A 20,800-nucleotide genomic window follows, 5' to 3' on the forward strand; every position below is an offset into this window, starting at 1 on the left:
TCCATTTATAAATAGATATCTAACAAGGATTTTGACATGTTTAAATTTGCAAAAATCACCTTAGTTGCTGGTGTTCTGGCTACGCTGACCGCGTGCACTGGTCATATCGAAAACACAAAAAATAACTGCAGCTACGATTATTTCCTGCATCCAGCAATTTCGATTTCAAAAATTATTGGTGGCTGTGGCCCGGCTGCGAATCAGTAATAGAAGCGATTGCGCAGATACAAAAAAACCGGGAACTTCCCGGTTTTTGCATTTATAGATTAGGTGCTCATTCACATGTTATCGCACTCACGCTCTCGCGCAAAATACGCAGCACCGTTTCTTCTCCACTTCGGTTTGGATTGATTCGAATCGCATAATCGCCCAACGACGGACTCGCTTCGCGAAACGTCCCCGAAAGGCGATAGAACAGCGGAGGGATCTCATACTTCGACTCAGCTCCCACCGGGTATGGCAGCGCGCCTCTCTCTTGTGCCGCTTTCAGCACACGAGCGGCAATCGGCTGGTGAAACTCCACGATCAGCACCTTCGACTGAGCATTGGCGATGACGGCTTTTTTCACCTCGGGCAGCACTCCGCTATTGAGCATCGTCAGCAATCGTTCGGAAACGCCAGCCTGTACCGCATGCATCACCGGAGCGAAAACCAGGCCGCGGAGCACCTCCAGCGCCTGCGCTCCCTGAATCTGGCTACCACCGGAATAAAGCGTCGCACGGATTTTAGCGATAGCCTCCGCCTTGCCGACCACCGCCCCTACTCCCTCCGGACCAAAGAGCTTGAAGCAGGAAAAGGTAGACAGCGTCGCCCCACATTCACAGCCGATACCGTCAACCTTCATCACCGCGTAGTTATCGTCGGTTAACGTCGGCACGCCGCACTTTGTTATTTCCGCCAACACCTCGGCTAACACGTAACGATCCTGCGGTTGCTGACGCGTATGCTGCACCAGTGCGGCGTCGGGACGATGCTGCGTAATTGCCTGCGTGATTGCCGGGAGGCAGTTAAAATCCGCCCTGACCAGGGTAATACCCATCTGCTCAACGAGTACCTGCGTTGTGGGATACACCGGCGCATCATGAACCAGCAGACGCTGGCCGGGTTTGAGCAGCGCAGCCAGCCCGGCGCGAATAGCCCCGGTGCCCGCCCCCTGAACCAGCGCTGCGGCCTCAGCATGAAATGCCTCGGCCAGCACCTTTTCCACACGTTGCGTCACCCGAGGCTGATTTAGCCCCGGAGCCAATCCCAAATCACCTCCGGCCAGAAAATCAGCGCCAGGAAAGTGACGGCAAATCGTATCTACCAGCGCAAACTGCTTTTGCTGTGCTTGCGTGAGCGTCAGGCTTTGCAGAGGAAACGTCTTCATGTTTTACGCCTCCTCAGGCCGGAACAAACAGACCAAACCAGTAGAGAATATTCAGTACGATACCGGTGATCATCACCGCCACTACCGGCGCGGCCATCTTCTGTACCGGACGTCCAATCGATTCATTGAGGAAGTAGATCGCTACCGCAATTGAGAAACCGGTGTAGCCTGCCATCTTGATGGCGGCAAAAATCGAACCGATCAACAGTGCCATTTCCATCAGCATATTCATCGCATTACGAATATTGTCCGATGCGTTACGTACTGATGGATAACGCCCCAGCCATTTGCCAATAGAGCGCAGCAGCAGCACTTCCGCTGAAATCACGATAGCGCCAAGGATTGCCGCAATCCACGGATTCGGTGCCAGGTAGCCAACGGAATAAACGAAGGTGAAACCCGCTACCGCGTAAACGCCCGTCGCCAGCGCGGTTGTCGCAATCATCGGTACAAAGCCCAGCCCGCGCATAAACTCCGCCAACGCCGCCTGGTTAACCAGCGTCTGCGACTGCTCCGGCGTAATCCCTGCCGAATAGGCTTTTTCCAGCGTAAAAATTGAGACCTCGCTACCTGCAAAAATTTTCATACTGGCAACGGCGGCAATCAGCGCGCCGACGATGGCAATATACGGCAGGTTTTTAATAATCCGCGAAGTTCGTTCTTCAAAGACCGATAGCCCGCTGGCATCCATCTCCTCATCACCGCGGTGGCGAATATCATGCGTAATGGCGATCGCCAGTAGCATCATCATCCCCACAAAAATCTCAATTGATTCTGGGTTCAGATGCGGGAAGTAACGCACCACCACCACGCGGGTCATCAGTACGACCACCGCCGCGATAATGCTGTGCTTCCAGCCAAACTGGTAGAAAATCGCCACCAGCGGGAAGAGTGCGAATGCGGACACCACTGGAGAACTCAGTTCACCGAGGCTACCCAGCACATCAACCGGCAGCGCCGTGAGCAGATGGTTCACCGGCAGCAGGCAGGTCAGAATCAATACGCCCCAGATAGCGCCCAGACCGAACGCCAGCAGGCTGTTCATCGCCAGCACGCCGAGAATATCCGTCGGCAGGAACAGCAGCCAGGCGTTGAGCAAGCCGGTTTTCAGGGTAAAGGAGATCCCCACCGACGCCACAAAGCCGATACTCAGACCAAACGCGATACTTCCCGCCTCACGGCGATTCATGTACCCCTCGATCAGCTGCGGCAGAATCGGGCGGATGCCGTCATGAAAGACGGCCGCCGAGCGGTGTGCCAGAAGTGACGTCATGCCGGTCAGGCAGGCCACCACCACAATCTGAATATACAGATCCATAGTCATGCCTTTTATTTCAGGTGGTTAACCAGCATCGGAATCGCATGTTCAACATGTTCGACGGAGAGACCAAAAGCCACTTTCCCTTCCGCAACCATTTTTGCGATATGTTCGTCTTTCGCCTTAATACCCGGCTTGGCGATAGTGCAGCTTTTGTTGTAGCCAATCACCGCGATAGCAATCGACAGCGCTGCACCCGCGCCGGTGTTACAAGCGCCGATGTAGTAATCCAGTTGTCCGGATTTCACCTTCATCGCCGCTTCCATATCGTTATGAATGGAGACTTCAAAGCAACCCGGTGCTGCGGTTTCGATGGTCTTTTTAATCTGCTCACGCTGTAAGCCAGCAACGCCAATCTTTTTCATGATTCTGTCCTTATTGGAAAAATTGTGAGGGGTTATCACGCAACATCGTGTCCACATCGGCCTGGCTGAATCCTGACTGGCGCAACTGTGGGATAAAAGTGGTTAACAGATAGTCATAGCCATTGCCGCCATTGGCTTTTAAATGCGAGCGGCGGGTAATATCCATGGAGAGCATCACGCGATTCAACAACCCGCGATTACGTAGCTCATGCAGCATGCCAATGCGGTTCTCGTCCGGGTAATAGCTGTTTTTACCGATGGTATCGAATTGCACATACGCACCGAGATCGATCATGCGTAAGATATTGTCGAGGTTATCTTTCAGGTCGCAGTGACCAACGGTTACGCGGGAAAGGTCGACGCCGTGCGCCTGTAGCAACACCAGCTGTTCCACCCCCATCGTGCTAAAAGAGGTATGGGTTGAGATGGGGCGTCCGGTTTCGATGTGTGCCCGCGCCGCGGCGATAAACACCTTCTCTTCAAGCGGCGTAATCACACCTTCACTGGAGCCGATTTCCGCGATAATTCCGGCCTTCAATTCAGTACCATCAATACCGATAACTATCTCATCGACCATCTCCTGCGCGAGCTGTTCCACGCTGCGGGCCGCAACATGTTCAGGGAAGAACGCATCCTGGTAATAGCCAGTGCAGGCCACGACGTTGATTCCGGTCTCGCGCATCAGGTCGAGCATGAATTGCGGATTACGCCCCATATAGCGGTTGGTCATCTCAATAATGTTGCTGACGCCTAACGCCCGGAGATCCTTCATTTCCTGACAAATGAGATCGTACTGATCTAACCGGCAGTCGAGGTTATTCTTGAACCCGGAGAGATCGATATGCAGATGTTCGTGGACCCAGGTGTAGCCCGTCGGATCAAAGTTCATAAAGTGTCTCCTGTAAGGCGCAATGCCGAGAGAAAAGAACAGCCATTTTGTGGTGCCGCCGCGCCGAAAAATTCACACACCGTAGCGCCAACGTCAGATAACGTCGCCCGGATGCCTAATTGCGCAGGCGCCAGCCCCTGTTGATATACCAATACCGGCACAACTTCCCGGGTATGATGGCTGTGACCAATGGTCGGATCGTTACCGTGATCGGCCATAACCACCAGGCAGTCATTTGGATCCATAGCGGCCAGAAGGCGCGAAAGATTAAGATCGACAAGCTGCAACCGCTCCGCATAACGTTCCACGTCTTCCGCATGCCCGGCGAGGTCGGTCTCCTGAATGTTGGTACAGATAAATACCGTCGACTCAGCGTTAAATTCGTTAAGCGTGATATCCATGATCTGCTGGCTATCCACCAGGTTTTGCCAGCTGCGCCCGTGCGGATTGCCAACGATGTCCGCCACTTTACCGACCAGCACGGTAGGGATTCCGGCGTCATACAGTTTTTGCGGTACCTGTACCTGCTCATCTACACCAAAACCCATATGCCTGACCTGGAAGCCATTTTCATAGGCGCCGGAGCGTGGGGCGTTAATACCGATAAAGCGTCCCTCTTTGGTCTCGGCGGCATCCAGAATGCGCTGACTGTCTGCAAGCTGACCGCCAAACGCGATCACGCGCCCAACCTGAACCTGCTCACGCACCACCCGGCCTATCTTTAGCACCTCATCAAACGGGATAACGGCAAGATTGGCGGTAATGTTGTAGACCTGACCTAAATCCGCTTCGAGGTTATCGCCCACCGCAACCGCATCGTTGACCCAAAGAAACGCCAGGTCGTCGCCGCGGCGTTCCACATGCCAGCCCGCGGCTTTCAGCGCCTGTTCAACTCCATCGATGACGTCGCTAAATGGCATCCGCAGCGGGGCCTGAGGCCGTGTGCCTAAAATCTCCTGATGGCCCATAAAGGTATCTCCCCCTTCATGCTGCAGCTCCGCAACGCCCCAGACTGCTGATGCAGAGGGTTTCATCACGCCTGGGGCAAAGCCCAGAGCGTTAATCAGCCCCAACTTTTCCAGCGTTGGCAGCCGTAACTGCGGGAGTTCGCCCAGGATATGACCACAGGTATTCGCTCCGGCATCCTGCGGCCTGACCCGCGTGACGTCTTTCATTGCACCAACGCCAAAACTGTCGATTACTAACACCACGAATCGGGCCATTAGTCCTCCAGAATATTGCCGAGACTGTCGTAACGCGCGACGATTTCAGCTGCACCGTGCTGAATACCCGACACCAGCACCACGTCGCTACGCGTCACGAAGATCTGGGTGCGAAAACAGAAGATCACCGCGCTGCTCACCGGAAACTCCCCAGCAACAGGCAGGTAGTAGTCAATACTGCTGTCATCTACGGGTTTTAGCTTCGCTGCGATCGGCGAATCACTTTCTGGCGTAAAGACCAGCGCATTTTGCGCATGGCCGCGACGGTAATAACCCCCACCGTAGCAATAACTGTCCCCGCGAAAATTGTGCGATACCTCGCTCAGCCACAGCATCGCGATTCGTTCCGGCTGGTCGCCTTTTTGATTGGAAGGAATAGTGCCTGTCAGTGCATGACCCGGCTCGGCGTGGGTGACGCCATATTCCGCCAGCAGAGGGAGTGACGAACAGCTACTGGCTGACGGCGCATTAAGTTGCTCAATGGCAATCCCGGCTTCCGCCAACTGACGTCGTGCATTCACCAGCGTGTGCAGATTAGGCGTCGGCATCGTCTGCGCTGAGTTTTCATCCCATAACAGGCAGGGGAAATGGGTCAACCCGCTCAGGCGTAAGCCCGGCAGCCTGCGAATTTCATTGACCACATCCGTCAGATACATAAGAGGAAATCCGCTTTCCTGCCCCGGATAGAGAAAATCATCCTTGTCGTACACTTTCAGCATCACGTTCTGTTCACAGCCAGCCTTCACCGCTGCAGCTGAAACTTCGCGCGCTTTCTCCAGCGAGAACAACGTGATGACCTCAGTGCCCTGCGCCACTGCGTCATTGACCAGTCGCGACGGGATCTGCACCAGATGTCCCTGGTGCGCAACCGGTAACCCGGCACGACGCATCACGCGACTCTCCTTGTAATCGACAACCACGATGCCTTCATAGCCAAGCTGCAACAGCCTGTCCGCCAGCCACGGGTTACGTCCTACCTGTTTGGTCATCAGATATAGCGAAATGCCATGTTGCCTCGCGACATCCAGCAGGCGTTTACCATTCTCGATAACCTGGTCAACATCAATAACCCAACTGTCAGGTGCGATCTTTCCCTGCTGCCACAACGCGATAGCAGCTGAGATAAGCGCGGGGTTCTGGCGTTTCAATGCCTCTATAAACATTTCTCTGCCTCGTTTCTAATCCTTCAGCTAAATATTCATTTTTTTGAATATTTAGGGTGCAATAGGCTAATCTCCATGGGTTTTAGACGCCTTCGTTCGCAGCCATCCACAATCCATACAAGTTCGCCAACATGTAGCCTTCTTCATTCGCGTGCAGCGTCACCGTGAACTCTTTCAGCAACGCCTGATGTACCAGCAAAATAGTTGGCCAGAGATGAGATTGCGTCAGCTCCTCTAACAGCTCACCATCCAGTGCTTCAATCACTTCGCCCTTGCGGCTACGCATTAACGCGCTCGCCATATGGGTCATCGCCATGGTTCCTTGCTCATTGTGAATCGGCAAACACCACTCTTCATCCAACCGCCTGACTACTTGCAGCATGCCGCTGCAAATATCCTTGTCGATAACGCCTGCTTCGCACAGCAGGTTAAGCCTGTTTTCCATGTCGTTCGCCTTCACTTAATAACTGGGTTCCTGTTCACCGTTCGCCACACGTTGCTGGTGGGCAAGCAGCGCCTCTTTATTAACAACGGCTCGCAGTAGCTGTTGCATCGGATAATCCTCTGCCCGGGTCAGTACCACGGCCTCCGTGGCCTGAAGAAACCGCGGATCGTTGGTAAGCGGCGTGGCTTCTAATCCCAAAACTGCCAGCTCGGCCTCCGCAACCACGTTCCAGATAACCGCGTCCACGTCCCCTTTCGCGATGCGCTGTAAGCTCTCGTGATAGGGCATATCGATCAATTCAACGTCACGGTCGCCAAAACAGGCCTCGGTCATGATTTTCTGATCCGCCGAACGGTTATCCAGACCGACACGTTTTACTGTTGCAGATTCGCCCTTGCGACAAATCAGCTGGTGCTCGCCAACGTAGGTATGCGGCCCCAGCGCCAACGTGATACGCAATCTGTCCTGGGCAAGGTAACTTTCCGCCGCCAGACGAGAAACCACCGCCATGTCGTAGACGCCGTTTAGCAGGCATTCCACGCGAATATCAGCCCCACGCATGTGTGCGTAATAAAATGGGATCCCGTCGAACTGCGCCTTCAGCCCACTCGCCAGCCCTTCATATAAACGGGTGTAGGGCAGCGGCATCGCACAAACTACGTTATTAATATCTACATGCTTTAGCAGCGTACGGTTATCCATCTCCACCAGATAGCTACCGTTACGCCCGCGACGCTCAATACGGATTGCCCCGGAAGATTCCAGCGTTTTCAACGCGGCCTGGGTTAACCCTACCGATGAGTGACACTCGGTTGCCAGTTCATCGATAGTTTTTAGTCTGTTACCGCACTTCTCACCGAGCAGGTAACGGGCCAGGGTTGTCAGCACAACCCCCTCTTTCTTGATAAATGTCCGACGCATTTTATATTTTCAGTAAATTGAATATTTATATCTTCATTAAAGTGAAGATATAACGCAATGAGGAAATATGCAAACGGCGAGGCGCTTCACATTTTTTGAGGTTCACAAACGAGCAGGCGAAAAAAAACCGGGCGTAACCCGGTTTCTTCAGTATCGCAGGGAGCATTACGGCTTGGCGACAAAACCAATCGCTTCGTAAACGGCTTTCAGCGTAACAGATGCGCGGGCGCTGGCTTTTTCCGCACCTTCTTTCATCACTTTCTGCAGGAAAGCTTCATCGTTACGGAAACGGTGATAGCGCTCCTGAAGCTCAGTCAGCATACCGGAAACGGCCTCTGCGACTTCACCTTTCAGATGACCATACATTTTGCCTTCGAAGTGCTGTTCCAGCTCCGGAATGCTCTTACCGGTGACGGCGGAGAGAATATCCAGCAGGTTGGAAACACCCGCTTTGTTCTGCACGTCGTAGCGTACAACCGGCGGCTCTTCGGAGTCGGTCATCGCACGTTTGATTTTCTTAACCACAGATTTCGGATCTTCCAGCAGACCGATCACGTTGTTGCGGTTGTCATCCGACTTGGACATTTTCTTCGTCGGCTCCAGCAGCGACATCACGCGCGCGCCGGATTTAGGAATGAACGGCTCAGGCACTTTGAAGATGTCGCCATACAGGGCATTAAAGCGCTGGGCGATATCGCGGCTCAGTTCCAGATGCTGTTTCTGATCTTCGCCAACCGGTACCTGGTTGGTCTGATACAACAGGATGTCTGCCGCCATCAGTACCGGATAATCAAACAGACCGGCGTTGATGTTCTCCGCATAGCGCGCGGATTTGTCTTTGAACTGGGTCATACGGCTCAGCTCGCCGAAGTAGGTGTAGCAGTTCAGCGCCCAACCTAACTGTGCATGCTCCGGTACGTGAGACTGCACGAAAATGGTGCTTTTTTCAGGATCGATACCGCATGCCAGATACAGCGCCAGCGTATCGAGCGTTGCTTTACGCAGCTGCTGAGCATCCTGACGAACGGTGATGGCATGTTGGTCAACGATGCAGTAGATGCAATGGTAGTCATCCTGCATGCTCACCCACTGACGCAGCGCACCCATATAGTTGCCAATGGTCAATTCACCTGAGGGCTGTGCGCCACTAAAAACGATGGGCTTAGTCATTTTTTGATTCCTGATTTTCGCTATGCGGAAGCCCGAGAGCGGGCAGTAGTTCATTAATACGGTCGTAAATAACGTCGGGCTGGCTCAGCGCGATCGACTCGCCGTAGTTGTAGCCATAGGTCAGGCCAACGGACGGACAGCCAGCAGCTTTTGCCGCCTGAATATCATTGCGTGAATCCCCTACGAAGAGCATTTGCTCAGGCTTGATGCCAAGCTTACTTGCCACCAGCAGCAGCGGATCCGGATGCGGTTTTTTATTCTGCACGTCGTCACCACCGATGACCACGCTAAAGTACCTGGCGATATCTAATGCTTCGAGCAATGGCGCGACAAACGGGGTCGGTTTGTTGGTCACCAGACCCAGCGGCAATCCTTTCGCATGCAGCGCGCCCAGCGTGTCGGCAACATCAGGGAACAGGAATGTCCCCTCTTCTGCGACATCGCCGTAGTATCTGTCGAACAGCTTACGCAAAATACGTACCTGCTCCTCGGCGGGAATATCATCATCAACGGGCGGTTTACCCATCGTTTTACGTAATGTTGCGCGCTCCTGACGGGACCACGCCAGCGCGCGCTCCATCAGTACATCTGCACCGTTACCAATCCAGGTGATAACGCGTTCTTCTCCGGCAACCGGCAGTTCCAGCGCATACAGCGCCATGTCCACCGCTGCGGCTAATCCCGGCGCGCTGTCGACCAGCGTGCCGTCGAGGTCAAATGCAGCACCCCGAATTTCCTGAAACTTATCCATGACTTACCTTCGCCAGTTCATTGCGCATTTCATCAATGACTTTTTTGTAGTCTGGTTGGTCGAAAATGGCGGAGCCTGCGACAAACATATCTGCGCCTGCTGCGGCAATTTCACCAATGTTATTCACTTTGACGCCACCGTCCACTTCGAGGCGGATATCGTAGCCAGATTCATCAATACGACGACGCACTTCGCGCAGCTTATCCAGCGTTTGTGGGATGAAGGACTGTCCGCCAAAGCCTGGGTTAACGGACATCAGCAGGATCACATCGAGCTTATCCATGACGTAGTCCAGATAGCTCAGCGGTGTTGCCGGGTTGAACACCAGGCCCGCTTTACAGCCATGCTCTTTGATCAGCTGTAAAGTGCGATCGACATGCTCGGAGGCTTCCGGATGAAAAGTAATGATGCTGGCGCCAGCGGCGGCGAAGTCCGGGACAATCCGATCGACCGGTTTCACCATCAGGTGAACATCAATCGGGGCGGTGATGCCATATTTACGCAGCGATTTCAGTACCATCGGTCCGATGGTCAGGTTCGGTACGTAGTGATTGTCCATGACGTCGAAGTGCACGACATCGGCACCGGCAGTCAGCGCTCTCGCGGTGTCCTCACCCAGGCGGGCAAAATCAGCCGACAGAATTGAGGGGGCGATCAAATACTGTTTCATCCGCTTCTCCTTGAGATTTATTACTTCGCAGGCGTTACGACTCCTGGTTTATACAGTGCCAGCAGTTCGTTCACCTTTTTACGCGTGCCGCCATTGCTGCTTATGCTGCGCCGCACTTTGACCTGAAAATGTTTCGCCGCTCGGTACCATTCACGGGTATCGGGCGTATCGTGGTTCGAAATTAACACCGGGATCTGCTTACTGACCAGCTTTTCTGCCATCTCGGCCAAATGCGCCTGCTCTTTCGGGCTAAAGCTGTTGGTGTGATACGCAGTGAAATTTGCCGTCGCCGAAAGCGGTGCATAAGGCGGGTCACAATAGACCACAGAGTTGCTATCCGCACGGTTCATGCACTCTTCATAGGAGAGGCAATGGAACTCCGCATTCTGCGCTTTCTCAGCAAAATGGTACAACTCGGCTTCCGGGAAGTAAGGTTTTTTATAACGCCCAAACGGGACGTTAAACTCGCCGCGCAGGTTATAACGGCACAATCCGTTGTAACCAAAGCGGTTCAGATACAAGAACAGCACTGCTCTGCGGAACGGATCCTCGCTGGCATTAAATTCTTCTCTGAACCGATAGTACACCTCAGCCTGATTGGTTTCAGGCATAAACAGCTCACGCGAAGCCTGCACATACTCATCGGTACGCGTCTTCACGATGTTATAGAGACTGATAAGGTCGCTGTTGATATCGGCAAGAATATAACGAGAAAAGTCGGTGTTGAGAAACACCGACCCGGCACCCACGAAAGGTTCAATCAGGCACTCACCCTGAGGTAAATGCCGTTTGATATCATCAAGCAGGGGGTATTTCCCCCCTGCCCATTTCAAAAAAGCGCGATTTTTTTTCATGCTGACTAACTAATTACACCTTCTCCGGCTGTGGAGAAAGCTCCGACAGCATCCTGCGCTTTAGTCTTTGTCCCGCAATTGGGCGAAACATCAAACCATTGCAGAACATATCCTATCTTACTTCAAATCGGCCTGAACCTGATGCAGCGGTTTTGCCCACGGGTTTTTCGCCTGAATATCAGCGGGTAACGTAGACACTGCACGTTTCGCGTCTTCTTTAGACGCATACACGCCTGTCACCAGAACATACCACGGTTGACCGTTACGCGTCGTCTGGTACACCACGTAGTTCTTCAGGTTTTCTTTCTTCGCCCAACCGTTCAGGTTGTCGTAGTTAGAAGAACTACTGAGCTGCAACGTGTAATGGCTGGACGGCGCAGATTTTAACGCTCCAACATTACCTGCACTTTTCGCTCCGCCAGCAACAGGCGTTGTCGTTGTTGCTGTCGCCGTTGGCGCAGGCGTTGCGGTCTGCGTTGGCGTCGCAGTTGCTTTCGGCTCAGCGGTCGCTTTCGGCGTAGCGGTTACCACAGGTGCTTTAGTTGTGGTGGTCGGCGCGGTAGCAGTTACGGTTGGTTTTGCCTGAGCAACAGGTTTCGGCTCTGTCGGCGTCGCTTTCACCGTAGTTTGCGGTTTGCTCTTCGGCTCAATAACGGCCTGTTTACGTTCCTGGCGCGTAGCAGCAGGACGCTCAGTCGTTTCCGTTTTCGCCGTCTGGCGCGCAGCATTACCATTACGCATCGGCGCAACGGTCGCAGGTTCGGTCGGCAGCGTAGAGTTAACCACGGCGTTGTTAACCTGCTCCTGACCCTGCGGTTGTGTCAGAGCATTGTTCAAATCGCCCTGCACTTCAACACGCTGCTGGCCTTCGGTTGCCGCAGGTGCCTGACCTTGAGTCGGGGTAGAGGAAATCGGTGGCAGGGAAACATCCTGCTGGGTATTGCCAGCGGTCTGCTCAGTGCCCGTTGCAGGAGCCGTTGCGCTCGCCTGATCCGTTGCATTGCTGCCAGAAAGATCGATGCTCTTCTCACCAGATGCTGCCTGCTCATTGGAAGAAGATGAGGGGGCTTTCAGCGCAGAACCAATGCCGATAATCAGCAGCAGCAGTACCAGAACGCCCACACCCATCATCATATATTGGCGGGAGGCAGGTTTGCTGGCGGCTTTCTTACGCTTGCGCGGACGACGTTCTACACGCTCTTCATCCACGGCATCGTCATCAGATTCATACTCTTCTTCAATGTCCTGCTCTTCTTCACGCTCTTTGCGTGCTCGTGCAGGACGGCGATCGTCAGCATCCAGATCAACATCATCAAAATTGATTTGCGGCTCATTATCGCGTTCAGACGATTGACGAGAACGACCAGTACGACGATCGCTGGGATCGGGTTTCAGCTCGTCTTCTGGTTTGAATTCATCCATTTAACACCCCACTCAAAGGTTAATGCTTACGACTTTGCACATAACCTGAAGCTAAAAGACCTACGTTTCGCAACGTAAGCCTGACCTTTCTTGTTGTTACGCCTGCTGGCAATCAGCAATAGCGTTAAGAACCACCTCGTGCGACACTCCGCCGCGCACTTCACTCTTCCCTATCGCTCGCGGAAGCACCAAACGAATCTCTCCCGCTAACACTTTTTTATCTCGCAGCATGTGCGGCAGATAAGCCTCGGTGGACATTTCACGCGGCCCATTCACCGGTAAGCCTGCTCGCTGTAACAGCGTAATGATGCGCTGCGTATCAGCGGAGGTGAACTGACCCAAACGTTCTGACGTACGGGCAGCCATTACCATACCTGCTGCGACTGCTTCACCATGTAACCAATTGCCATAACCCATTTCAGCTTCGATCGCATGGCCAAACGTGTGTCCCAGATTCAGTAAAGCACGTAAGCCCATTTCACGCTCGTCTGCTGCGACAACTTCTGCTTTCAGCTCACAACAACGACGGATACAGTACGCCATTGCCGGACCATCCAGACGCAGTAACGCATCCAGATTGTCTTCCAGCCAGCTGAAAAATTCGCCGTCAAGAATGATGCCGTATTTGATCACTTCCGCCAGCCCCGATGCCAGCTCACGCGCAGGAAGCGTTTTCAGACAATCGAGATCCACCACCACGGAGGCCGGTTGGTAAAACGCGCCAATCATGTTTTTACCGAGGGGATGGTTTACGGCGGTTTTGCCGCCAACGGAGGAGTCGACCTGCGACAACAGAGTTGTCGGGACTTGAATAAAACGAACACCACGTTGATAGCTGGCTGCCGCAAAACCGGTCAGATCGCCAATCACGCCGCCGCCAAGGGCAACTAACGTGGTATCACGACCATGCGGTTTTTGCAGTAACGCGGTGAAAACCGTATCCAGAACCGTCAGGCTTTTATACTGCTCGCCATCGGGAAGGATAACGCTATCAACGTTAACACCCGCCTGTTCAAGTACGCCGCGAACCTTATCGAGATAAAGGGGAGCCAGGGTTTCGTTGGTCACCAACATAACCTGATCGCCCGATTTCAGCGGTAAGAATGAAGCTGGCTCATTGAACAAACCAGCCGCGATGGTGATAGGGTAACTACGTTCCCCGAGAGTGACTGTGATCCTCTCCATTACGCGACATCCACCTTAGTTACTTGTACCCGCAGACGAGTGTGTATTCAGCCAGAATTAGTTGCTTTCCAACATATGAATAATCTGGTTTGCTACGACTTTTGCGCTCTGATCGTCGGTGCGAATGGTCACGTCAGCAATCTCTTCGTACAGAGGATTGCGTTCGTCAGCCAACGCTTCCAGAACTTCACGAGGCGGTGATTCTACCTGCAGCAGCGGGCGTTTCTTGTCACGTTGAGTACGTGCAAGTTGTTTTTCAATTGTCGTTTCAAGATAGACCACGACGCCACGCGCGGAAAGACGGTTACGTGTTTCACGTGATTTTACAGAGCCACCGCCAGTTGCCAGCACAATACCCTGTTTTTCCGTCAACTCGTTGATGACTTTTTCTTCGCGATCACGGAAGCCGTCTTCACCTTCTACATCGAAGACCCAGCCCACATCAGCTCCGGTTCGTTTCTCAATCTCTTGATCAGAATCGTAAAATTCCATATTGAGTTGTTGAGCTAACTGGCGCCCAATAGTGCTTTTTCCGGCACCCATAGGCCCAACCAGAAAGATATTGCGTTTCTCTGCCATTTTTTCGGTACTACTAAGACTATTCGTTAATGGTAAACCCGCTTCGCAGACACCCAGCGCAGCAGGACATGAACTGAAACCTCATAAGATATTGCGAGAGTCAGACTGAAAATTATCTCAATACTCAAGCGGGTTTGGCAACTGAATAAATCACCAAACCTAACGCATTTCTGGTCGTGGCAGGCATGCTACCCTGCAAACATCAGACCTGGCGACGTATCGCGCAGTCAAATGACACCCAATAAGCCTATGGCACACCACCGGAAAGGCAAAGCGTATTCACTGCCGCATAAGTAAAGAAAAGTACCGACGCTCAAATCGGTACTCCTTGTATGCTAAATACACCCTCACGTCAAATCCCTGAAACGTGTTCAGTGCAAAAACAACGGCTTTTCATGCATAAGTTATTCCGTTGAAACCAGTCTGGGCGTAATAAAGACCACTAATTCGCGCCGTTCGTCTTCTTTACCATCATGGCGAAAAAGAGAGCCAAGCCAGGGAATGTCGCCTAATAGCGGCACGCTGTCGGCTGCGGATTTATTCTTATGTGAAAAAATCCCGCCAAGCGCAATCGTCTCGCCGCTTTTTACCTCGACCTGAGTTTCAATCTCCTGCTTGTCGATAGCCAGCACTTCGCCATCTGCCTGCTGTAGAACCTGTCCGGGAACATTCTGGCTGATATGCAGTTTCAGCCTGATTCTCCCTTTCTGCAACACCGTTGGTGTTACCTCCATCCCCAGTACCGCTTCCTTGAACTCGACGGATGTCGCACCGCTTTCACCGCTGGAGACCTGATAAGGGATCTCACTGCCCTGCTTAATACTGGCAGGTTGCAGATGAGATGCCAGTAATCGTGGGCTGGCGATGATATCCTCCAGCGCAGACAACTCCAGTTCCAGTAAACGACCGTTAATGCGGCCAATATTAAATCCCACACGGGATGTGGCGGTGGCTACAGAAAGGTCGCCGGCAAGCGTCGTGACATTCCCAACCGCCCCCGATTGTTGTGCGTCAGCCAGCGACCACTTCACCCCCAGCTCGCGCAAACTTTTTTCATTTATGGTGACGATATGCGCCGCCAGTTCGACCTGGGCAACCGGCAAATCCATTTGCGATACCCACTTTTCCAGGGTGTTAAGCGCAACGCTATTATCACGCAGCAGTAAGCGGTTGGTCCGTTTATCCACCGTCATGCTTCCCTTGGCACTGAGCAGTTTTTCTCCTGCTTTTGCCAGCTCGGCAGCATCAGCATAGTGCAAAATAATGCTGCGCTGCTCCAGCGGCAAACTGGCCTGAATCCGCGCCTGTTCATTGTCCTGGCGGGCCGCATTGTCATTCTGCCATTGAACAGAATGCACATGCAGGATGTTTCCCTCCTGGCGTAATACCAGCCCGGCACTTTTTACCACCGTCTGCAGTGCCTGCTTCCAGGGGACATCCGTCAAATGCAGCGACAGCACACCGCTGACATCTGGCGAAACCACCAGGTTTTTCTGTTCCTGTTCAGCCAGCGCCTGCAATACCTGAGTAACCGGCACATTATCGACCACCAGCGTCACGTTTTGCGGTTTCGTCGCCAGTGCGCTCGTTATCCCGACCGCCAGCGCTATTACTATCCACGCTATCCATCGCTTCATTTACCGCTCCTTGTCGTTGCCACTGCCACCACGGCGGTTCGCAGTTTTTTTCTGTGCCGAGGATTATGTTCTGGGCCGTTATCTGCGTAATCGTCCAACCGTTTTTCAGGACGTCATTTGGCTTAACCCGCCGCCATTTTTTCTGGCTATCCTGAACGATGCCGATGGGTCGCGTGCCCTGGCTCACCATGCCCTGAAAGCGCCATGTCGACAGCTCAGCAATTTGGCAACGGTCCTCCGGCGGCAGGAAGGGATTACGCATACCGGTGAGCATCAGTACGCTTACGCATATCAACAGCCAGCGTTCAACCGTCATTCAGACGCTCCAGCTGTAGCGTTAGCAGCAGCTCCGTGTCTTCTGCGCTAAGCGAAAATCGGCTGACGTTCATCCCCTGATCCGCCAACTGGACAAACGTCTGCGGGATAGCATCCCAGGCCGATATCAGCGCCATCTCTCCGCCTTGCGCGGAGGGTTGCCAGTGGATAAGACGAGTAAGTGAAGTCTGAAACAGTAGTGGAGAGAACAGGGTCAGTTTCTCTTCCGGCTCTGCTGGTGATGCCGCCAGCAGATAGACATCTCGCCATTGCATCTGAATAGCTGCACGTTGCTGGACCAGCGTCTCGCGTTGCATCGTCCGCTCCCGCGCTACGGGATAAAGACATAACGTCACCAGTATGAGTAGCCCCAACATCCAGCCGCACCAGCAGATGAGTCGAAAGCGCGGCGACTGCGCTAACCAGACATCACAGAGCGTTATCATGCGCACCGCTCCGTGTCAGTCGATAGTGGAATTGCCAGCGTCCCTGCGCATCCTGCTGCGTTTCACCGGGGCAGCTCAACTGAAATAATGGCCGCTGGCGTAATTGCGTTTCCAGAGTCTTCAGCGCGGCAAAGTTCAGCGTGTTTCCCGTCAGTTCCAGCGTGTCCTGTTGCCAGGTCATTTTTGTTAACCACGCCTGCTCAGGCAGTAATTCCACCAGCTCTTGCAAAACCGACTGCCAGCTTCGGGTCTGCTCACGCTGTTTGTTCCGTGCCTGCACCTGTTGCCATCGTTGCTGGCGCTGCTGCATACGCGGCTTTAGCGCCATTAAGGCCTCGACACGCGTCTTTTCGGCGTCTGCCAGCAGTAATTCAGCCCGATTTTCTACACTCAACACGCTGTAGTAGCGCAACAACACGCCAATACTAAGCAGTAACGAAGCGCTAAATAAGATGCCCCAGAAGCGCAGGCAAGCGTAACGCCGAGTCTGACGCCAGGGCAGAAGATTAATGGTCGCTATCATCAGTACGCGCCTCCCATAGCGAGTCCCAGCGCAATGGCGAAGTGATGGCTTTGCGTTGGAATGGGCGGCTGGCGTACAGACACGGCGCTCAAAGGGTCGAAGCCGCCAGGGGAGCATTGCGCAATGGCTGTCGTGGGCAGAGATAATGTCGTGGCAAGCTCATCGATACTGCCAATATCGCTCGTTGATTTACGTCCCCATGCCGAACGGGTCGCCCATAACCACTGGGCGTCATCACGCCATACCAGACACTGCTGATGCTCTGGCAAGAAGGGAATAAATCGCTGTAACGCGCTGGCATCCGGTGTAATCGCCGTAACCTGCACCTTCAGGGTTTGGATAAGCGTCAGAAGCGCTGAAATCTCTTTGCTTTGCGCAGCAGTGACGTTAAATGCCGGGCTCAACGTGTCTTCGCTATAATCAAAATGCAGCGCATCCGGCGCCATATCGAGTTCACGCGCCATCGAACCGGACAACCATGCGGTTTGCTCTGGCTCGCGTAACGTCATTGTCGGACGAGGAAACTTTTTTTGTAACGTCCTGTTGGCGGGAAAAGAGAGATGAATATGGTGTCGGCGAGGGAGCTCCCGGCTCCACGGCAGTAGCGCGGTGACCAGCTGTTCAGGCTCGCGAATGTGGCCATCGACGATAACCTGAGGCGTCAGCGGTATACGCCACCAGCGTTGCAGATACCAACCTGATGCTTCGCGAACGATAGCGACAGCCAGCGCTTCATGTTGCTGAATATGCAGACCAATTTTCCAGATATTGAAAGCCATTGCTAATGATCTCCTTATCACCCGTCGCTTTAACGGGTATATCAATGCGTCTGGCTTGCCTTTATACTACCGCGCGTTTGTTTATAAACTGCCCAAATGCCACTAAATGGGAAATCTCCAGTGAAGTTCGTAAAGTATTTATTAATCCTTGCAGTATGTTGCATCCTGCTGGGAGCAGGCTCGATTTATGGCCTCTATCGCTATATTGAGCCGCAATTGCCTGACGTCGCGACGCTCAAAGATGTGCGTTTACAGATCCCGATGCAGGTTTACAGCGCTGACGGCGAGCTAATCGCGCAATATGGCGAGAAACGTCGAATCCCGGTCACGCTGGATCAGATGCCGCCGGTAATGGTTAAAGCCTTTATCGCCACAGAAGACAGCCGCTTTTATGAGCACCATGGGGTAGACCCGGTGGGGATCTTCCGTGCGGCCAGCGTCGCATTGTTCTCTGGTCACGCGTCGCAAGGGGCGAGTACCATTACCCAACAGTTGGCGAGAAACTTCTTCCTGAGCCCGGAACGTACGCTGATGCGTAAGATCAAAGAAGTGTTCCTGGCGATCCGCATTGAACAACTGCTGAGTAAAGATGAGATCCTCGAACTGTATCTGAACAAGATCTATCTGGGGTATCGCGCCTATGGCGTGGGTGCTGCCGCGCAGGTCTATTTCGGTAAGACGGTGGATCAACTCAGCTTAAGTGAAATTGCGGTGATTGCCGGTCTGCCAAAAGCGCCGTCAACCTTCAACCCGCTCTATTCGATGGACCGTGCAACCGCGCGACGTAACGTTGTACTGTCGCGTATGTTGAGCGAAAACTACATCACGCAAGCCCAGTACGATCAGGCGCGCGGCGAGGCCATTGACGCTAACTACCACGCGCCGGAAATCGCTTTCTCTGCACCGTATCTGTCTGAAATGGTGCGCCAGGAGATGTATAACCGTTATGGCGAGAAAGCCTATGAAGACGGGTATCGCATCACCACCACCATTACGCGCAAAGTACAGCAGGCAGCTCAGCAGGCAGTACGTAACAACGTGATGGATTACGACATGCGCCACGGCTACCGCGGCCCGTCGAACGTGCTGTGGAAAGTGGGCGAAAGCAGTTGGGACAGCAAGAAAATTACCGATACGCTGAAAGCGCTGCCGACTTATGGCCCCCTGCTGCCGGCGGTTGTTACCAGCGCCAATCCACAGGAAGCCATTGCCGCGCTGGCGGATGGTACATCAGTGTCATTACGGATGGATGGTATGCGCTGGGCGCGTCCTTACCGTTCGGATACTCAACAAGGCCCGACGCCGCGTAAAGTGACCGACGTAGTACAGACTGGCCAGCAAATCTGGGTACGCCAGGTGGGAGATGCCTGGTGGCTGGCGCAAGTGCCGGACGTCAACTCCGCCCTGGTCTCCATCAATCCGCAAAACGGCGCGGTGCTGGCGCTGGTTGGTGGTTTTGACTTCAACCAGAGCAAGTTTAACCGTGCAACCCAGGCGTTACGCCAGGTGGGCTCCAACATCAAGCCATTCCTGTATACCGCCGCAATGGATAAAGGTCTGACGCTGGCGAGCATGCTCAACGACGTGCCAATCTCCCGCTGGGATGCCGGTGCTGGTTCCGACTGGCAGCCGAAGAACTCCCCGCCGCAGTACGCCGGTCCTATCCGCTTACGTCAGGGGCTGGGTCAGTCGAAAAACGTGGTGATGGTACGCGCCATGCGCGCTATGGGCGTGGATTACGCGGCAGAGTATCTACAACGTTTCGGTTTCCCGGCACAGAACATTGTGCATACCGAGTCACTGGCGCTGGGTTCGGCTTCGTTCACGCCGTTGCAGGTGGCGCGCGGTTACGCGGTGATGTCTAATGGCGGCTTCCTGGTCGATCCGTATTTCATCAGTAAGATCGAAAGCGATATGGGCGGCGTTATCTTCGAAGCGAAGCCGAAAATTGCCTGCCCGGAATGCGATATTCCGGTGATTTACGGCGATACCCAGAAATCTAACGTGCTGGAAAACAGTAACGTAGAAGATGTCGCCGTCTCGCAGGAACAGCAGAATGCCGCCGTGCCTATGCCGCAGCTTGAGCAGGCGAACCAGGCACTGGTCGCGCAAAGCGGAACACAAGAGTACGCTCCGCACGTGATCAACACGCCGCTGGCCTTCCTGATTAAAAGCGCGCTGAACACCAATATCTTTGGTGAACCAGGCTGGATGGGAACCGGTTGGCGCGCAGGTCGCGATTTACAGCGTCATGATATCGGCGGGAAAACCGGGACTACCAACAGCTCTAAAGATGCGTGGTTCTCCGGTTACGGACCAGGGGTAGTAACGTCGGTATGGATCGGCTTTGATGACCATCGCCGCAACCTTGGTCATACAACGGCTTCCGGCGCGATCAAGGACCAAATCTCCGGCTACGAAGGCGGTGCGAAGAGTGCGCAGCCTGCATGGGATGCTTACATGAAATCCGTGCTGGAAGGTGTGCCTGAACAGCCGCTGACGCCACCGCCGGGTATCGTGACGGTCAATATCGATCGCAGCACAGGACAACTGGCGAGCGGTGGCAATAGCCGCGCAGAGTACTTCATTGAAGGCACTCAGCCGACGCAACAGGCGGTGCATGAGGTGGGGACAACCATTATCGATAATGGTGAGACACACGAACTGTTCTGATCGATTGCCGGATGGCGCTTCGCTTATCCGGCCTACAATTTCGGTACAATTATTTGATCTTCCGGAATTTTGTAGGCTGGATAAGGTATCAGTTGGCAATCGT

At 53.7% G+C, this 20,800-nt stretch carries 22 protein-coding genes; 2 read left to right on the forward strand and 20 right to left on the reverse strand.

The features are described from left to right. Window positions 1–36 precede the first annotated feature (36 nt). Window positions 37–207, forward strand: a complete 171-nt coding sequence (locus OGX90_RS16415; RefSeq protein ID WP_008786311.1) for a YhfL family protein — start codon at window positions 37–39, stop codon at window positions 205–207. A 67-nt stretch (window positions 208–274) separates the two neighbouring features. On the opposite strand, the gene OGX90_RS16420 is transcribed toward OGX90_RS16415, so the two are convergent. The 20 genes from OGX90_RS16420 to OGX90_RS16515 all read right to left on the reverse strand — a co-directional run bounded on the left by OGX90_RS16420 (window position 275) and on the right by OGX90_RS16515 (window position 18,024). After that, a complete protein-coding gene (locus OGX90_RS16420) occupies window positions 275–1,369 on the reverse strand; it encodes an aminotransferase class I/II-fold pyridoxal phosphate-dependent enzyme (RefSeq protein WP_174770971.1) in 1,095 nt (364 codons plus the stop codon). A gap of 13 nt (window positions 1,370–1,382) precedes the next feature. After that, window positions 1,383–2,687, reverse strand: coding sequence for a YhfT family protein (locus OGX90_RS16425; RefSeq protein WP_008786313.1), 1,305 nt, complete (start codon window positions 2,685–2,687; stop codon window positions 1,383–1,385). 11 nt (window positions 2,688–2,698) lie between these two features. Next, on the reverse strand, window positions 2,699–3,052 hold the full coding sequence (locus OGX90_RS16430) for a DUF2620 domain-containing protein (RefSeq protein WP_003023576.1): 354 nt from the start codon (window positions 3,050–3,052) through the stop codon (window positions 2,699–2,701). Between the two features lie 10 nt (window positions 3,053–3,062). Then, a complete protein-coding gene (locus OGX90_RS16435; RefSeq protein ID WP_008786315.1) occupies window positions 3,063–3,941 on the reverse strand; it encodes a phosphotriesterase-related protein in 879 nt (292 codons plus the stop codon). After that, window positions 3,938–5,164, reverse strand: a complete 1,227-nt coding sequence (locus tag OGX90_RS16440) for a phosphopentomutase (RefSeq protein WP_008786316.1) — start codon at window positions 5,162–5,164, stop codon at window positions 3,938–3,940. Before OGX90_RS16440 ends, OGX90_RS16435 begins: the two co-directional genes overlap by 4 nt. After that, window positions 5,164–6,327 (reverse strand): YhfX family PLP-dependent enzyme, encoded by a 1,164-nt coding sequence (locus OGX90_RS16445; RefSeq protein ID WP_235126370.1) that lies wholly within the window; start codon window positions 6,325–6,327, stop codon window positions 5,164–5,166. Before OGX90_RS16445 ends, OGX90_RS16440 begins: the two co-directional genes overlap by 1 nt. Before the next feature lie 82 nt (window positions 6,328–6,409). Beyond that, window positions 6,410–6,772 (reverse strand): hypothetical protein, encoded by a 363-nt coding sequence (locus tag OGX90_RS16450; RefSeq protein ID WP_020996077.1) that lies wholly within the window; start codon window positions 6,770–6,772, stop codon window positions 6,410–6,412. 15 nt (window positions 6,773–6,787) lie between these two features. Next, window positions 6,788–7,693, reverse strand: coding sequence for a GntR family transcriptional regulator YhfZ (gene yhfZ, locus OGX90_RS16455; RefSeq protein WP_111464652.1), 906 nt, complete (start codon window positions 7,691–7,693; stop codon window positions 6,788–6,790). A 165-nt stretch (window positions 7,694–7,858) separates the two neighbouring features. Then, the gene (gene trpS / locus OGX90_RS16460) at window positions 7,859–8,863 is read right to left on the reverse strand and encodes a tryptophan--tRNA ligase (protein ID WP_003827687.1); all 1,005 of its coding nucleotides are present in this window, start codon (window positions 8,861–8,863) and stop codon (window positions 7,859–7,861) included. Next, complete coding sequence (gene gph / locus OGX90_RS16465; RefSeq protein WP_286624314.1) at window positions 8,856–9,614, reverse strand: phosphoglycolate phosphatase; 759 nt, start codon at window positions 9,612–9,614, stop codon at window positions 8,856–8,858. Before gph ends, trpS begins: the two co-directional genes overlap by 8 nt. After that, window positions 9,607–10,284: a ribulose-phosphate 3-epimerase gene (rpe, locus tag OGX90_RS16470; protein ID WP_003023561.1), complete on the reverse strand. Its 678-nt coding sequence runs from the start codon at window positions 10,282–10,284 to the stop codon at window positions 9,607–9,609. Before rpe ends, gph begins: the two co-directional genes overlap by 8 nt. 20 nt (window positions 10,285–10,304) lie before the next feature. After that, complete coding sequence (gene dam, locus OGX90_RS16475) at window positions 10,305–11,138, reverse strand: adenine-specific DNA-methyltransferase (protein ID WP_286586029.1); 834 nt, start codon at window positions 11,136–11,138, stop codon at window positions 10,305–10,307. Window positions 11,139–11,255: 117 nt separating this feature from the next. Then, window positions 11,256–12,560: a cell division protein DamX gene (gene damX, locus OGX90_RS16480; protein ID WP_071446675.1), complete on the reverse strand. Its 1,305-nt coding sequence runs from the start codon at window positions 12,558–12,560 to the stop codon at window positions 11,256–11,258. A gap of 96 nt (window positions 12,561–12,656) precedes the next feature. Further along, window positions 12,657–13,745: a 3-dehydroquinate synthase gene (gene aroB, locus OGX90_RS16485; RefSeq protein WP_003827681.1), complete on the reverse strand. Its 1,089-nt coding sequence runs from the start codon at window positions 13,743–13,745 to the stop codon at window positions 12,657–12,659. 57 nt (window positions 13,746–13,802) lie between these two features. After that, window positions 13,803–14,324: a shikimate kinase AroK gene (aroK, locus tag OGX90_RS16490; protein WP_003023552.1), complete on the reverse strand. Its 522-nt coding sequence runs from the start codon at window positions 14,322–14,324 to the stop codon at window positions 13,803–13,805. Window positions 14,325–14,728: 404 nt separating this feature from the next. Next, window positions 14,729–15,961 (reverse strand): DNA uptake porin HofQ, encoded by a 1,233-nt coding sequence (hofQ, locus tag OGX90_RS16495; RefSeq protein ID WP_286624316.1) that lies wholly within the window; start codon window positions 15,959–15,961, stop codon window positions 14,729–14,731. Continuing rightward, complete coding sequence (locus OGX90_RS16500; RefSeq protein WP_286624317.1) at window positions 15,864–16,277, reverse strand: HofP DNA utilization family protein; 414 nt, start codon at window positions 16,275–16,277, stop codon at window positions 15,864–15,866. Before OGX90_RS16500 ends, hofQ begins: the two co-directional genes overlap by 98 nt. Beyond that, window positions 16,267–16,722, reverse strand: coding sequence for a HofO family protein (locus tag OGX90_RS16505; protein ID WP_032945211.1), 456 nt, complete (start codon window positions 16,720–16,722; stop codon window positions 16,267–16,269). The genes OGX90_RS16500 and OGX90_RS16505 overlap by 11 nt, the downstream gene beginning before the upstream one ends. Beyond that, the gene (locus tag OGX90_RS16510) at window positions 16,706–17,245 is read right to left on the reverse strand and encodes a PilN domain-containing protein (protein WP_286624319.1); all 540 of its coding nucleotides are present in this window, start codon (window positions 17,243–17,245) and stop codon (window positions 16,706–16,708) included. Before OGX90_RS16510 ends, OGX90_RS16505 begins: the two co-directional genes overlap by 17 nt. After that, on the reverse strand, window positions 17,245–18,024 hold the full coding sequence (locus OGX90_RS16515) for a type IV pilus biogenesis protein PilM (RefSeq protein ID WP_191215357.1): 780 nt from the start codon (window positions 18,022–18,024) through the stop codon (window positions 17,245–17,247). The genes OGX90_RS16510 and OGX90_RS16515 overlap by 1 nt, the downstream gene beginning before the upstream one ends. Before the next feature lie 120 nt (window positions 18,025–18,144). Here OGX90_RS16515 and mrcA point away from each other — a divergent pair, with 120 nt between their 5' ends. Continuing rightward, window positions 18,145–20,697 carry a peptidoglycan glycosyltransferase/peptidoglycan DD-transpeptidase MrcA gene (mrcA, locus tag OGX90_RS16520; RefSeq protein ID WP_003827669.1) on the forward strand — a complete coding sequence of 851 codons (2,553 nt, stop codon included), beginning with the start codon at window positions 18,145–18,147 and terminating at the stop codon, window positions 20,695–20,697. Window positions 20,698–20,800: the final 103 nt, after the last annotated feature.

This window comes from Citrobacter sp. Cpo012, assembly GCF_030333015.1.
Classification (GTDB): Bacteria; Pseudomonadota; Gammaproteobacteria; order Enterobacterales; family Enterobacteriaceae; genus Citrobacter; species Citrobacter portucalensis.

Bases quoted from the DNA above. Each gene is read 5' to 3' on its own strand.
- OGX90_RS16415 (WP_008786311.1), top strand. From the start codon at position 37: ATGTTTAAATTTGCAAAAATCACCTTAGTTGCTGGTGTTCTGGCTACG.
- OGX90_RS16420 (WP_174770971.1), bottom strand. From the start codon at position 1,369: ATGAAGACGTTTCCTCTGCAAAGCCTGACGCTCACGCAAGCACAGCAA.
- OGX90_RS16425 (WP_008786313.1), bottom strand. From the start codon at position 2,687: ATGGATCTGTATATTCAGATTGTGGTGGTGGCCTGCCTGACCGGCATG.
- OGX90_RS16430 (WP_003023576.1), bottom strand. From the start codon at position 3,052: ATGAAAAAGATTGGCGTTGCTGGCTTACAGCGTGAGCAGATTAAAAAG.
- OGX90_RS16435 (WP_008786315.1), bottom strand. From the start codon at position 3,941: ATGAACTTTGATCCGACGGGCTACACCTGGGTCCACGAACATCTGCAT.
- OGX90_RS16440 (WP_008786316.1), bottom strand. From the start codon at position 5,164: ATGGCCCGATTCGTGGTGTTAGTAATCGACAGTTTTGGCGTTGGTGCA.
- OGX90_RS16445 (WP_235126370.1), bottom strand. From the start codon at position 6,327: ATGTTTATAGAGGCATTGAAACGCCAGAACCCCGCGCTTATCTCAGCT.
- OGX90_RS16450 (WP_020996077.1), bottom strand. From the start codon at position 6,772: ATGGAAAACAGGCTTAACCTGCTGTGCGAAGCAGGCGTTATCGACAAG.
- yhfZ (WP_111464652.1), bottom strand. From the start codon at position 7,693: ATGCGTCGGACATTTATCAAGAAAGAGGGGGTTGTGCTGACAACCCTG.
- trpS (WP_003827687.1), bottom strand. From the start codon at position 8,863: ATGACTAAGCCCATCGTTTTTAGTGGCGCACAGCCCTCAGGTGAATTG.
- gph (WP_286624314.1), bottom strand. From the start codon at position 9,614: ATGGATAAGTTTCAGGAAATTCGGGGTGCTGCATTTGACCTCGACGGC.
- rpe (WP_003023561.1), bottom strand. From the start codon at position 10,284: ATGAAACAGTATTTGATCGCCCCCTCAATTCTGTCGGCTGATTTTGCC.
- dam (WP_286586029.1), bottom strand. From the start codon at position 11,138: ATGAAAAAAAATCGCGCTTTTTTGAAATGGGCAGGGGGGAAATACCCC.
- damX (WP_071446675.1), bottom strand. From the start codon at position 12,560: ATGGATGAATTCAAACCAGAAGACGAGCTGAAACCCGATCCCAGCGAT.
- aroB (WP_003827681.1), bottom strand. From the start codon at position 13,745: ATGGAGAGGATCACAGTCACTCTCGGGGAACGTAGTTACCCTATCACC.
- aroK (WP_003023552.1), bottom strand. From the start codon at position 14,324: ATGGCAGAGAAACGCAATATCTTTCTGGTTGGGCCTATGGGTGCCGGA.
- hofQ (WP_286624316.1), bottom strand. From the start codon at position 15,961: ATGAAGCGATGGATAGCGTGGATAGTAATAGCGCTGGCGGTCGGGATA.
- OGX90_RS16500 (WP_286624317.1), bottom strand. From the start codon at position 16,277: ATGACGGTTGAACGCTGGCTGTTGATATGCGTAAGCGTACTGATGCTC.
- OGX90_RS16505 (WP_032945211.1), bottom strand. From the start codon at position 16,722: ATGATAACGCTCTGTGATGTCTGGTTAGCGCAGTCGCCGCGCTTTCGA.
- OGX90_RS16510 (WP_286624319.1), bottom strand. From the start codon at position 17,245: ATGATAGCGACCATTAATCTTCTGCCCTGGCGTCAGACTCGGCGTTAC.
- OGX90_RS16515 (WP_191215357.1), bottom strand. From the start codon at position 18,024: ATGGCTTTCAATATCTGGAAAATTGGTCTGCATATTCAGCAACATGAA.